At 66.4% G+C, this 12177-nt stretch carries 9 protein-coding genes; 3 read left to right on the forward strand and 6 right to left on the reverse strand.

All coding sequences use genetic code 11. The features are described 5' to 3' along the window. Positions 1–281: 281 nt before the first annotated feature. Positions 282–3602 (reverse strand): UvrD-helicase domain-containing protein, encoded by a 3321-nt coding sequence (locus tag ACEWQZ_RS00620; RefSeq protein ID WP_476481136.1) that lies wholly within the window; start codon positions 3600–3602, stop codon positions 282–284. Beyond that, positions 3595–6222: a PD-(D/E)XK nuclease family protein gene (locus ACEWQZ_RS00625; protein ID WP_476481137.1), complete on the reverse strand. Its 2628-nt coding sequence runs from the start codon at positions 6220–6222 to the stop codon at positions 3595–3597. Before ACEWQZ_RS00625 ends, ACEWQZ_RS00620 begins: the two co-directional genes overlap by 8 nt. A gap of 280 nt (positions 6223–6502) precedes the next feature. Here ACEWQZ_RS00625 and ACEWQZ_RS00630 point away from each other — a divergent pair, with 280 nt between their 5' ends. Next, entirely contained in the window at positions 6503–6910 is a 408-nt protein-coding gene (locus tag ACEWQZ_RS00630; protein ID WP_476481138.1) for a DUF423 domain-containing protein, read from the forward strand. 6 nt (positions 6911–6916) lie between these two features. On the opposite strand, the gene ACEWQZ_RS00635 is transcribed toward ACEWQZ_RS00630, so the two are convergent. Further along, on the reverse strand, positions 6917–7351 hold the full coding sequence (locus ACEWQZ_RS00635) for a hypothetical protein (protein ID WP_476481139.1): 435 nt from the start codon (positions 7349–7351) through the stop codon (positions 6917–6919). 76 nt (positions 7352–7427) lie between these two features. Beyond that, on the reverse strand, positions 7428–8312 hold the full coding sequence (locus tag ACEWQZ_RS00640; RefSeq protein ID WP_476481140.1) for a lipid kinase: 885 nt from the start codon (positions 8310–8312) through the stop codon (positions 7428–7430). Between the two features lie 108 nt (positions 8313–8420). On the opposite strand from ACEWQZ_RS00640, the gene ACEWQZ_RS00645 reads away from it, so the two are divergent. Further along, positions 8421–8846 (forward strand): OsmC family protein, encoded by a 426-nt coding sequence (locus tag ACEWQZ_RS00645; protein ID WP_476481141.1) that lies wholly within the window; start codon positions 8421–8423, stop codon positions 8844–8846. 79 nt (positions 8847–8925) lie between these two features. Here ACEWQZ_RS00645 and ACEWQZ_RS00650 read toward each other — a convergent pair whose 3' ends face one another. Both ACEWQZ_RS00650 and ACEWQZ_RS00655 read right to left on the reverse strand, forming a co-directional pair. Then, the gene (locus tag ACEWQZ_RS00650; RefSeq protein WP_476481142.1) at positions 8926–10137 is read right to left on the reverse strand and encodes a serine hydrolase domain-containing protein; all 1212 of its coding nucleotides are present in this window, start codon (positions 10135–10137) and stop codon (positions 8926–8928) included. Between the two features lie 30 nt (positions 10138–10167). Continuing rightward, entirely contained in the window at positions 10168–10857 is a 690-nt protein-coding gene (locus ACEWQZ_RS00655) for a spermidine synthase (protein ID WP_476481143.1), read from the reverse strand. Between the two features lie 153 nt (positions 10858–11010). Between ACEWQZ_RS00655 and ACEWQZ_RS00660 the strand changes: the two genes are divergently transcribed. Next, positions 11011–12117, forward strand: a complete 1107-nt coding sequence (locus ACEWQZ_RS00660) for a hypothetical protein (protein ID WP_476481144.1) — start codon at positions 11011–11013, stop codon at positions 12115–12117. The last annotated feature ends 60 nt before the right edge of the window (positions 12118–12177 follow it).

Below are 12177 nucleotides of genomic sequence, written 5' to 3' on the forward strand. Positions count from 1 at the left end.
CTGGCAAGAAGATCCCGGCTCGAGGCCGGGAATACGGTATCCAAACAGCCAGATCCGGACCCGCAGCCCCGTACTACATCCGGGGCCATCGCAGCGCAGGTCACCATTGAAAAAAGATCACGGCTCGAGGCCGGGAAAACCGTATCCAATCAGCCAGCTCAGATCCCGAAGCCCCGGACTTGATCCGCGGCCTTATCGGCGCTGGCGCCACAGGCAGGAAGATCCCGGCTCGGAGGCCGGGAATACGGCGGCCAACCAGCTAAGCCTTCACCACCAACCACTCATCCCGCCACGACCAGGCGATCATGCCGCGGCAGATACAGCGCCGCCTTGATATCGGTTTCGCCCATCTGCTGGAAGAGTCGTCGGTAGGTGCTCAGCTGGGCTTCGTAGCGCGCCGCCTCTTCGGCCAGAAAATCGTCGAGCGCGCCGCCGGCGTGGTAGCCGGACTTGTAGTCGACGATCCAGCGCGTGCCGTTGGCGTCGATGAAGGTGCGGTCGATGACGGCGTTGACCAGTTCGCCATCGACGATCCCGGTCAGCGGCAGTTCGCAGGCGGCCCTTTGGTGCCTGCCGCTGAGCAGCCAGCGTCCGGTCGCGCTCGCCAGCGTGCGCTCGAAGGCCTCGCGCACCGGCTCGGCGGCGGCCTCGAGGTCGCCGCGGCCCGTGCCCATGGCCTTGAGGAGCGCCGGAATGCGCTCACCCAGCGCGCGCTGCTGCTGCTCGTCGAAGCGTTCGATGCCGACCTGGCCGACGCGCTCGAGCAGGCGGTGCAGCACGGTGCCGATGCGCCGGGCCTGCACGCCGGCCCAGTTGAATTCGATCTCGACCTCGCGCTCGCGCGGCGGCAGGGCGGGCTGCCAGTGCAGGCGCTCGCCGAGGGCCGGCTGCCAGCCGCTGGCCACGCGCCGCAGGGTCTGGTCGGGCATTTTCGGGGTGTCCGCGTCGTTGGCTTCCGGCCGCGGTGCAGCATCGAGGGCGCGCAGAAAATCTTCACCGCAGGTCGGCCACAGGTCGGCCAGCAGGCTGGCGGCCAGCGGCTTGATCGGCGTCTTTTCGGGGTCGAGCGCGGCCGACAGCACCAGTTGCTCGCGCGAGCGCGTCGCCGCCACGTACAGCAGGCGCTGGTGCTCGTAGGCTTCGCGCTGTTTCTCCTCGGCGCCGATGAGCTTGATCAGCCGGGTGTTGTCGTCCTGCTCGGCCGATCTCAGCGGCGCGATCAGCACCCGCTCCTCGCCGGATTCGGGCGTGAACGGCAGCCAGTAGAGCAGTTCCCGACGATCACCGCCGGTGCCCCGGTCCAGGCCCGGCAGCACGACCAGATCCCACTCCAGGCCCTTGGCGCCGTGCATGGTCAGGATCTCGAGCTTGATGTCGTCGCGGGGCGGGTCGCCCTCGGTGTATTGCTCGTCGAGCAGCTCCATGAAGGCGTTCCAGTCCGACAGCAGGCCTTCGTCCTCGGCGGCAGCAAGGGTGTCGAGATAGGCCGCGGCATCGCGTCCATCCGACTCGGGCCTGGCGAGCGCCTGCGGCCCGCCCAGGCGCGTCCACAGGCCCTCGACCAAGTCGCGCAGCGGGCGCTTGCGCCACAGCGCACCGGCTTGCTCGAACGCTTCGAAGACCTTGCCGGCTCGCTGGCGCCCGTCTGCGCTCAGTCGCTCGAGGGCGGCCCCGTCACTCAGGGAGCGCCCGTCGCCGGCCAGGGCGTCGAGGTCGGCCAGGGTCAGGCCGCAGACCGGCGAGCGCAGCACGGCCAGCACTGAGGCGGTGTCGGCCGGGTTGGCGATCGCGCGGGTGATGGCCAGCAGGTCCTGGACCACCGGGCGGGTCAGCAGCGGGTCGAGCTTGACGGCGCGATAGCCGACGTCAAGACGTTCCAGCGCCGGCAGGATATCGGCCAGATGCGAGCGCGCCCGCACGATGATGGCGGCCTTGTAGTCGCGATCGTCGCGGTGGGCTTCCAGCGCTTCGGCCACCTTTCGCGCCACCGCTTCGCCTTCGGCGGCGCGGTCGGGGCGGGCCAGGACCTCAACGCAGCCGCCGCCGTCGCGGCCGGGCTCTGATGGCGCGTAGCTGACGGCGCCGGCGGAAATGTCCTCGCGCTCGGGGAAAATCGGCCCGAGGCGGTCGTTGACCCACTCGACGATCTCCGCTGCCGAGCGGAAATTGCGCGTCAGGCGGCGCGGCTCCACCGCCTGCGTGCCGATGCCGCGCTCGCGCGTGCGCATGAACAGGCCGACTTCGGCCTCTCTGAAACGGTAGATCGACTGCATCGGGTCACCGACCAGAAACAGGCTGCGGTTTTCGCCCGGCTGCCAGCCGCCGACCAGTTTTTCCAGCAGGTGATACTGGCCCCAGTTGGTGTCCTGGTATTCGTCGACCAGAATGTGGCGAATGCGCTGGTCGAGATACAGCGCCAGATCGGTGTAGCCGGCGTCTTCGTCCCCCAGGCCGCGCAGGGCCGCCGCGCCGATGCCGGCAAAGTCGCTCTGGCCGGTTTCGGCGAAGACCAGCTCGAGTTCCCCGGCGGCGGTTTCGAGCATCCGGATCAGCGCGGCCAGCACGTCCCACTCGGCCGGCTCGTAGCGCGGGTCGGGCAGGGCGCGGGCGCGGTCGAGGCGGGCGGCCAGCGCCTCGTTGTCGCGCAGTGAATCGAGCATCGCCACGATGCGATCCTTGTGCGCGCTCTTGGGCGGAAACCCCTGGTTCTTGTTGGGGCTGGCCCGCCAGGTGCCGCCGTTGGTCAGCAGAACGAAGCCGAGCGCGCGCCAGCTCGGAGCGGTGGCCGGATCGGCGCCGGGCAATGCGGTGAGGTCGCCGTCGTCCAGGGGCGAGGCCACGCCGTCGGCCTGCAGGCTGCCGGCGGCCAGGCGCAGAGTCTCCAGTAGCTGATCAGCATCCACTGCGGCGGCCGCAAGGCCCGCGTCGAGGGCTTCACGGGCCGCGGCGAGCTGCTCGGTTACTACATCGTGCACGACGCGCTCGAAGACCTCGCGGTCGGGCTCGCCGCTCATGCCCAGCGCGCGCAGCCATTGCTCGCGCTTGCCCAGCAGGGCCACGAGCAGGTCCTCGATGTCCTGGCTGCGGTTATCGCGCCACAGCAGCAGCCGGGTGACGTCGTCGGCCAGCCCGTCGCGACCTTCGGCGCGCGCGAGCACCCGGCGCGCGGCCTCGCGGTAGAGCGCGCGGGTATTTTCCGCCGGCGCCGGCACGGGGCCGAGCTGGCTGGCCACCGGCATGGTCCGGGCCAGGTAGTGATTGAAGCTGTCGATGGTGCGAATCAAGAGGCGCTGCGGGTTGTCGAGCAAGCCCCACTCGGCCACCTTGCCGTCCACCGCGCGCGCTTTCTCCACCGCCGCGCGTTCGTGGTCGCCGCCGGCGGCATAGTCCGGGTCGAGAAACTGCAGAATGCGCTCGCGCATCTCGGCGGCGGCCTTGCGGGTGAAGGTGATCGCCAGGATTTCTTCCGGTGCCTCGACCACGCCCAGCAGGCCCAGATAGCGCTCGACCAGCAGGGTGGTCTTGCCCGAGCCGGCCGGCGCCTGAACGATGACCGAGCGCTGCGGTTCGACTGCCAGTTCACGCTGTCGCTGATCACTCATTGTCGGCCTCCGGCAGCGCCACGCGCTCGTTGATGCGGCAAAGCGCGTGCAGGTGACAGTACTTGCAGACCTGGGCGTCGCGCGGATGGACCTCGGCCCGACCGCTCGTGAAGTCCGCGGCCAGGAACTCGAGATGATCGCGCCAGTCGTCGACCAGCGACGCCCAGGACTCGGCACCGCGGAACTTCGACTGGCCCTTGATCTCGCCGATCACCGCCACGCCGCCGATGCCGGCGTCGACCTCGGCCAGGCCGTCGAAGCCCATCCTGTCGGGCTTGAGTCGGGCGAAAGCAATGGCGGCAGGCCGTGGCTGCAGGCTGACCGCATAGGCAGGCAGCTGCACGTCGGCCAGGCGCGCCTCGGGCGCCCAGCCGTTCTTGCCGGCGCCGCCGGTCTTGTAGTCGATCACCACCGAGCCGCCGCCGTCGAGCTCGTCGACGCGGTCGATCTTGCCGGTCAGTTTCAGCTTGCCGAAGGCCAGCTCGATGGGCGCCTCGAGGGCGGTCACGGAAAATCCATCGCGCTCGCGTTCGATGGCCAGCCAGCGCGCCAGGGCACGTTCCAGGCACTGCGCCTCGATGGTCAGCTCCGCTTCGGTCAGCGCCAGCGGACTGCGTTTGGCGAACTCTTCCAGGGCGGCGTCGCGGGCCGCGGCAATACGTTCGGCCAGCGCGGCTTCGGCCAGGGCCTTGAGCGCGCCCAGCCCGTCGAGCCCCTGCCAGAAATGCTCCAGCGCCTTGTGCACCAGGCTGCCGCGCTCGCGAGCGTCGAGGCCGGGCCGCGGCGGCGTGAGGTCGCCGGCGCCCAGGCGCGTCTCGGCAAAGGCCTTGAAGGGGCAGTCGCTCTGACGCTGCAGCACCGCGGTGCCGCCGCGGACTTCACCGCCGGAATGCGCCGGTGCCCGCATGTCGTCGGCCGGCGCGTCCATCGGCGCGGTTGCGAAATTCGTGGGCGGGTCGATCTCTTCGACGCGACAGTCGCCGAGCAGCGGCGTGAGGTGGCGTTTTTCATCGTCGCTGCCGCGGCTGTAGCTGCCGGTCAACACCGGCGCGGCGCGTCTCAGGCCGGTAAGTTCGGCGCGCGCGCGCTCCAGCGCACCTTCGGCCGTCGCCGCGGGCACGCTCGCCTGCAGCGGCGCGGGAATGAAGGGATCGCGCCGCGTGGGCGCGGGCCAGGTCTGGTGGTCCAGGCCGGTGATGCGCATCGCGTCGAAGCGTGAACCCAGGGCCTCTTCCACGCCCAGGATCTCGACCGGCGCGCCCGGATTGCGCTCGCGAAAGCTGGCCGAAGCGGCGCTCTCGCTCAGCCGGCGCAGGGCGGCGGCGCGCGCCAGCGGTCGCTCGATGACCAGATCGAGCGCGCTGAAGTCCTCGAGCAGATCATGAAAGCGCTGCAGCGCCTGGAACTCGGCGCTGTCCATACCGCGGCCGCGGCCGAAGCCCAGGGTCTCGAGCTCGGTCTGGAAACGCGCCACCCACTGCGAGGGCAGGGCGGCGTCGCGGTGTTGACGCCGCAGCAGCTCCCAAGCGCCCAGGCGGGCCGACAAGCCCGGCGCGCCGCTGTCGCCGGCCTGCCAGGCGAGCTGGCCGGTGTGCAGCCAGTAGGGTCGACGCCGAGCCAGCGCCGCCAGCGCGGCAGCGCGGGCTCCGGTTTCTTCTTCCCAGCCGGCCAGAAAGGGCGAGCGCAGCAGTTGGGCCGCCTGCGGCTGGCTGATGCGCTGCGGGTCGAGCTTGAGCAGCGCCAGCGCGTCGGCGATCAGCGGCCAGCGCGCCAGCGGCGGGCCCAGCGAGACATGCCAGGGCTCGTCGCGGCGGCGCTCGAGCGCAAAGCCCGGGGGGTCGAAGACCTGCCGGAAGATGCGCTCGACCGCGCCCAGCCGCTCGCGCAGGCCGGGTACGACAATGGCGATGCTCTGGTCGGCGTCCTCCTCGAGCCGGGCGCGGGCCCAGCGCGCTGCGGCCCGGAGTTCGTCCTCGTCCTCTGGATGCTCTTCGACGGTCGCGAGCGGGGCGGCCTCTTCAGGCGCGGGGTCGCGCTCGATGCGTGTGCCCGCTGCCTCGGCGGCGTCGAGAATCGCGCTTTGCAAGGGCGTCACCGCCAGCTCGAAGCCCGCAAGGCGAAGCGTGTCGGGTAGCTCGATCTCGCCGCGCGCGATCAGATCGGGCAGGCGGCCGGCAAATGCCCATTCATCGATGAGGCCGTGCTTTTCACAAAGCCGGTCAAATCGCTTGGCCCAGTCGCAAAAATGACCGCTGTCTTCGCTCAGCAGCGGCCCGGGCCACTGCGACGGAGCGTCGATTCGGTACTCGTGCACCAGACGCCAGGCAGCCGCGGCCAGTTCGGCCACGCGCGGCTCGCCGATGAACACGTCGCGATCGATCACCGAGCGCCACAGCGCCAGCGCCTGTGAGGCGGCAATCGGCACCCGCGGTGAATCGGCCAGCAGAAACCAGTCGTCGCGCAGCCGGCCGATCCAGGCGGGAAAGGCCAGCACCTCGGGTGACTGCCAGGCCTGCTCGCCTTCGGACTTGCGGGCCATCGCCCGGCGCTGCTTTTCCGCGCGCGCCAGCCGCGCGGTGGGGGTCAGGACGTTTTCGTTCGGGGGCAGTTCGTTGCTCATGGCTCCGCATTATGCAGCAGCCATTCTCAAAACCCGAGAATGGGCGCTTTGCTCTACGCGTGCTTGCGGGTAACGCCGGGGGAAATCAGGAAAATCCCTCTTTATCATGAAAACTCTTCGAGACTGATTTGATCTGGATTCTCCGTGCCTACCGTGTCTTCCGTGGTTTTCGGTTTTTACAGCACCCTGGTGCGCTAATGGAAAAGCCATGAACGACCCATGCGAATCAGCAAACGGCCGGCGGCATAATGAATCGACCACGGCTTCAGGAGATCGGACGATGCATTTTTCGTTGATTGCAGGCGCGCTGCTCGGCCTGCTGGCTGTCGTCGCCGGCGCGCTGACCGGCCACGGGCCGGCGGCAGGCCTGGACGCGCCGGCGATGCGTTCGGTCATGACCGCCGTGCGCTACCACGAGTTCGGGGCGGTGATGATCGTCGTGACGGGCTTGGCGGCATCACTGGTGGAGTCGAAGCCCGTTGCCTTTCGTCTGGGCTTGTCTTCCTGGCTGTTCGTGGCCGGCACGCTTTTGTTCAGCTTCAGCATCTATGCGCGCATGGCGCTGGGTCTGGAGTGGCTGGGGCCGGTCACGCCGCTGGGCGGGGTATGTCACATGGCCGGCTGGATTGCGCTGGGCTGGGCGGCGCCGGGGCTGTCGGGCGTCGCTCGAGCCAGGGTAAGAGGCTGAGCCGGCTCAGTTGTTCTCGAGGGTCGCCATCATTTTCCGACTGGCTGCTTCCGCGTGGCTGGTTTCCGCGTCGTCCACGCCGGCGCGTCGGAGCGTGGTCAGGCAATCGATCAGCTCGGCTTCGCGCTCGGCCAGGGCGTGCTTGAGGTGGGAGTGGCGCTCGTGGTCGAGCCATTCGCGAAATCGGTCGGCGAGGCGAGCCAGGTCTTCGCGGTCGACGTTGATGTCGTGGGGCAGTATGCCGTGCTTGCGAATGCGTGAGTCCAGAAGGGCGGTCAGCTCGTCGAGTTCAGTCCGCCGGGCAGACAGCTCGTCTTTCAACCGACCTTTTTCCAGAAGCGCGTCGCAGGCGTGGGCGTAACGCTGGGCCAGGGCGCAGGCGCAGGAGTGGGCGTCGATCAGCGCGGCCTGACGCTCGCTGTGAATGCTGGTATCGCTCATGGCAGGCGGTTCCGAACTTTGAGTCTCGGTGCAGTTTACCTGTCCGCTACAGATTGTCTGCCCGTTTGCCGAACTTTCATGGGGCCGGTGAGCTGACAGGACAGAAAATCGACAGACAGGAAGGAATGACTCGGCACTCAAGGGGCGTTCGCGTCAGCAGCTCGCCGTCGGCGGTGACATCCATGACCGATCGGGTCTCTATGTGGACCTCGCGACAGCGCCAGTGCACCAGATTGTCGGCTGCCCGGGTCAAGCCGGTTTTCAGGCGCAGGGCGTTGTTGAACAGGCTCCAGCGGCTCTGGCGGGTGACCAGAACGACATCGAGCAGCCCGTCATCGAGCTTGGCATCATCGGCGATGGTCATGCCGCCGCCGTAATGGATGCCGTTGGCAATGGTCACCTGGATGAATTCACCTTCGCGGACGTAGTCATCGCATTGCGCCCGGGCAGTGAAGACCTGCTGGCGCTCCAGCGCCCGGACAAGGCCCTGCAGATAGGCGAACACGCCCAGCCTTGCCTTGGCCGCGGCGTCCAGCTCGCGCGTCACCCTGGGTCCCAGGCCGACGCCGATGGCGTTGATGAAGCTGACGTCGTTGGCGCGCGCGGCGTCGAGGCGGCGCAGGCGGCCGTCAAGAATCACGCGAACGGCCTGGTCGATCGGCTTCGGGATGTTGAGAGAGCGGGCCAGATCGTTGGCGGTGCCGAGCGGCAGGATGCCAAGCGGCTTGTCGATTTCCATGAGTGCGTCGAGCGCGAGGTTGATCGTGCCGTCGCCACCACCGAGCACAATGCGGTCGACGGAACGGCCGTGTTCGCGGATGGCCGCAGGCAGGGCCTGTGGTGCGTTCGGGCGCACGATCTCGACCGCGCCCTGCTCACCGAGGCGCTCGGCAGCATGATCGATGTCGCCGTCGCCGGATCGGCTGCCGGGGTTGGTGATCAGCAGGGTGGAAATGCTCACATTCGTTCCTCTGGCCGCTGAGTGTGTTGACCATTTCGGCGCCACGCCTGACTGCGCAAGCGTACAATGAAAATCACTCGCAAACAGCTATCTAAGGAGAATCGAACCATGGCGACACGCAAGGCAAATGCAACCTGGCAGGGTGATCTCAAGTCCGGCAAGGGCCACATGGCGCTGGCCAGCGGCGCCTGGGAAGGCCAGTATTCCTTCAGTTCGCGCTTTGAGGAAGGTACCGGCTCCAACCCCGAAGAGCTCATTGCTGCCGCTCACGCGGGCTGCTTCTCGATGGCTTTGTCCAATATCCTGGCCGAAGCGGGCCACACGCCGGATTCGGTCGCGACCGAGGCGAAGGTTCACCTCGAGGTTGGCGACGACGGCCCTTCGATTCCGCGTATCGATCTGGTGACCGAAGCCGCGGTGCCGGGCATCAGCGAGGACGAGTTCCACAAGCACGCCGAGGCGGCCAAACAGGGTTGCCCGGTATCGAAGGTGCTTGCGGGTGCAGAAATCTCGCTGAACGCCCGCCTCAAGTAACGGGCCGCAGTTCAGTCGACCTGGCCGGGCTCGGCGGATGATGCGACACGCGGATGGTCGATCATCGGAGCCCGGTCGCTCATTCCGGCGTGGCCGCCGCCGTGGCCCGGCTCGTCGCAGCACCGAGTTCGCTCGACTGCTCCGGGCGCTTGTCTGCGATCAAGGGGCGCTCCTGCAGCAGCTGGCGCCAGAACTTGATCGACAGATCGCTGATTGCGCTGCTTTCGGCGTTGAGCAGCAGCGCCAGGCCGGTGTCGTGTTCGCGTGAATAGGCCACCTGGGCGACAAAGCCCCGTACCCAGCCGCTGTGGGTAATCAGGTCATGGCCGTCGATGGTGTAGATGCGCCAGCCCAGGCCGTAATGGGCGTCGCTCAGGAGGTCGCGCCAGCCCTTGCGCCGCAGTTCGCGGGCGGTGTGCACGCGCTTTTGGGTCAGGTCGGCTACCAGCTCGGGCCGTACTACTTCAGGCCGGTAGCCCATGTTTGCGGCCAGCCACTGGCCCAGGTCGAGCGCGCTGGCGTTGACCCCGGCTGCGGGCGCGACGCGATAGTAGTTTTCGTTGACTTCGGTCGGCACCCAGCGTTTGCGGCTGACCTTGACGTGCGGTGACGCGCGGTTGTCGCTGGCCAGAAAATCGTTCAGGCCAACGGATGCCTGCTGCATTTCCAGCGGCTGGAAAACGCGCTTGCGCAGCAGCTCGGCGTAGCCGTGACCGGTGCTCGACTCGATGGCCGGCTCGATGAGCGAAAACAGCACGTTCTGATAGCTGTAGCACTGCCCCGGTGGGCACATCGGCTCGACTTTGCCGAACTGCGGCAGGATCTGATCGAGCGATCTCCCGGCGTTGAGCAGGTTGTCGTAGGCATTGGGCACGATGCCGGCCGACTGGCCGAGCAGGTGCGCCAGGGTCAGATGCTGCGCGTGTTCCGGCCGCGCCAGGGTGAACTGCGGCACGAAGCGCTGGATCGGGTCGTTCCAGTGCAGCTTCCCTTCGGCCACGAGCTGGCCGGTGAGCTGGGCGGCGAAGGTCTTGGAGACCGAGGCGATGCGAAAGACGGTCTCGGGCGTGACTGCTCGCTGGTCGTCGAGCGAACGTACACCATGGCCGGCGGCGTGGATGATCTCACCGTTGCGCACGATGGCCCAGGCCGCGCCCGGCACGCGTTTGGCTTCGAGCAGAATGCGAAAGTCCTGGTCGATGTCGGCAAAGCGCATATTGGCGCCGTCGAAGTTCGCGGCGTGAATCGCGGGTGCGATGAAGGCCAGCAGAGTGATGAGGATCCGTAACATGCGGGATTTTGCAGCCTGACAGGCGCTCGATTATACGGGTACCGGGCCCGGCGTTCCAAACCAGATGAAGTGCCGCGCGCCCTTGCCCTTTTTATGCGGACGCACCACGCGCTCGTCGACCTTGAAGCCGGCCTGCTTCATGCGCTTGACGAACAGCCGGTCGGGCCCGGCCGACCACACCGACAAAACCCCGCCCGGCCGCAGTGCCTTGGCGGCGGTGCGGAGTCCGGCAGTGGTATAGATCCAGTCGTTTTCGCGCCGGATCAGCGCTTCGGGGCCGTTGTCGACGTCGAGCATGATGGCGTCGAAGCCCGACTCGGGTTTTTTCAGCAGGTCGCTGACGTCGCCGACGTAAACTGTAGTGCGCGGGTCAGCCAGCGGGTGCCCGGCCGGCTTGCCCATCAGATCGCGGTTCCACTCGACCACCTCCGGGACCAGCTCGGCGACCACCACTTCGGCATCGGCCCCGGTTGCTTCCAGCGCCGAGGCCAGGGTAAATCCCATGCCCAGGCCGCCAATCAGCAGCCGCGGCTTGGCCACACCCTTGATGCGCTCGCAGGTCAGCTCCGCTAGCGCCTTCTCCGAACCGTTGACGCGGCTGTTCATCAGCTCGCCCCGGCCGGGAATGGTGATCGAGAACTTCACCTCGTGTTGATAGAGCAGCATCTGCTTGTTGGTATCGGGAATGGTCGCCGTACCGAGAAGAATCGAGGGTTTCATGCTTGTCCTTTCATGTCTTGGCAGGTTCTCATCACGGTTGCACGACAAGTTTACCGCGTACCCGGCCGGGCCCGGTGTTTTCCAGCAGCCGATGGGCCTGGGTTGCTTGCGACGGCGACAGGCACTGAAGTCAGGCAATGAGAGCCTGTCGGCATGGCCGTTTACATGCCTGCGGTCACGGCAAGTTGCATCCTCGCCCCGGTTCTCTTACCTTGCTATCAAGGCAGCGTTGGTAGAGGCAAATCATGGTCAAATCAGGGATTGGCTTTTTTTGGAATCGGTTTTTTCAGCATTGGTTTTTTCAAGAGCGCTTTTGTGATCTTGAATCTCGGAGCGGCTCTGATGCTGCTGTTGTCTGCGGGGCCGGCTCTGGCGCAGGGCTCTCCCGATTTCGTTGCTCACTGCGATGGTTGCACGCAGCAAGCGCATTATGCGGTTGCTGCGGCCAGAAAGGTGCCGGAGCTGCCATCCCATGTCCGCACCCCACTCACCTGGTCGGTTTATGTAGCCAATGTTGCGCACAATCATGTGGAAGCCTTTCAGGTCGTTGTGCAGCCTCTTGACAACGGCAGTGGCCCGCGACCGGAGTTCCCCGGATTCAAGAGTGTGTTTTACGAATTCGGGCCATACAAGACAGCCTGGCCGGTGGATGGAGACCCGCAAGTCAAGGCCGCTGTTCTTGAAGGCATATCAATTGCCCTTGATTTCTCGGCAAGCCTTGAGGGGCCACAGGATGGGGTGGAATTTACCGATGTTGACAGTGCAATCAGCCTGGTAGGGCCTGAAGGCTCGCCTGCCGGGCTTGCCAGACTTCAGTTGAGAGCCGATCTTGGCGACCATCACAATTCAGTCTGGACGAGCTTTTTATACGGCGTTGGCGATCTTGTGGCCAGGGTTGGGCAAAAGTATCTGGGAGAATGGTTTCTTGGAAACTCCAGGATTCTTGTTCAGTTCGAAGACGGTACTTCCATTCAATTAGAGGTTGACGGTATCAGCCCCGAACTGGGCGGTTTGGGCATCTTTGTTGATTTTACAGTTCTCACCCATACTGCCCGGCTCCCCGATGGAACTGTAATTTCGCAAGAAGCGGGTCATTTTTCTGGTCACAGCTGGAATGATCGTGTTCGCGGTAGCAATGTTGGTGCCCAGCTTGCGTTGCTGGCGGCACTTTACGGGCTTGATGTGGGTGGCTCGGGCGACGGCCTGGACTGTGACTTGAGTTGTGACGGCAACCGCGGCAGCCTGGATTGCTCGTATTGAGTTGAAAGTGAGCTGATTGGGCGTGGCTGGCTGGGAAGAACAACGAAAAGTCAGCTGCGC

The sequence above is a fragment of the Wenzhouxiangella sp. YN1 genome, assembly GCF_056324145.1.

Bases quoted from the DNA above. Each gene is read 5' to 3' on its own strand.
- ACEWQZ_RS00630 (WP_476481138.1), top strand. From the start codon at position 6,503: ATGCATTTTTCGTTGATTGCAGGCGCGCTGCTCGGCCTGCTGGCTGTC.
- ACEWQZ_RS00635 (WP_476481139.1), bottom strand. From the start codon at position 7,351: ATGAGCGATACCAGCATTCACAGCGAGCGTCAGGCCGCGCTGATCGAC.
- ACEWQZ_RS00660 (WP_476481144.1), top strand. From the start codon at position 11,011: ATGGCCGTTTACATGCCTGCGGTCACGGCAAGTTGCATCCTCGCCCCG.
- ACEWQZ_RS00620 (WP_476481136.1), bottom strand. From the start codon at position 3,602: ATGAGTGATCAGCGACAGCGTGAACTGGCAGTCGAACCGCAGCGCTCG.
- ACEWQZ_RS00655 (WP_476481143.1), bottom strand. From the start codon at position 10,857: ATGAAACCCTCGATTCTTCTCGGTACGGCGACCATTCCCGATACCAAC.
- ACEWQZ_RS00645 (WP_476481141.1), top strand. From the start codon at position 8,421: ATGGCGACACGCAAGGCAAATGCAACCTGGCAGGGTGATCTCAAGTCC.
- ACEWQZ_RS00625 (WP_476481137.1), bottom strand. From the start codon at position 6,222: ATGAGCAACGAACTGCCCCCGAACGAAAACGTCCTGACCCCCACCGCG.
- ACEWQZ_RS00650 (WP_476481142.1), bottom strand. From the start codon at position 10,137: ATGTTACGGATCCTCATCACTCTGCTGGCCTTCATCGCACCCGCGATT.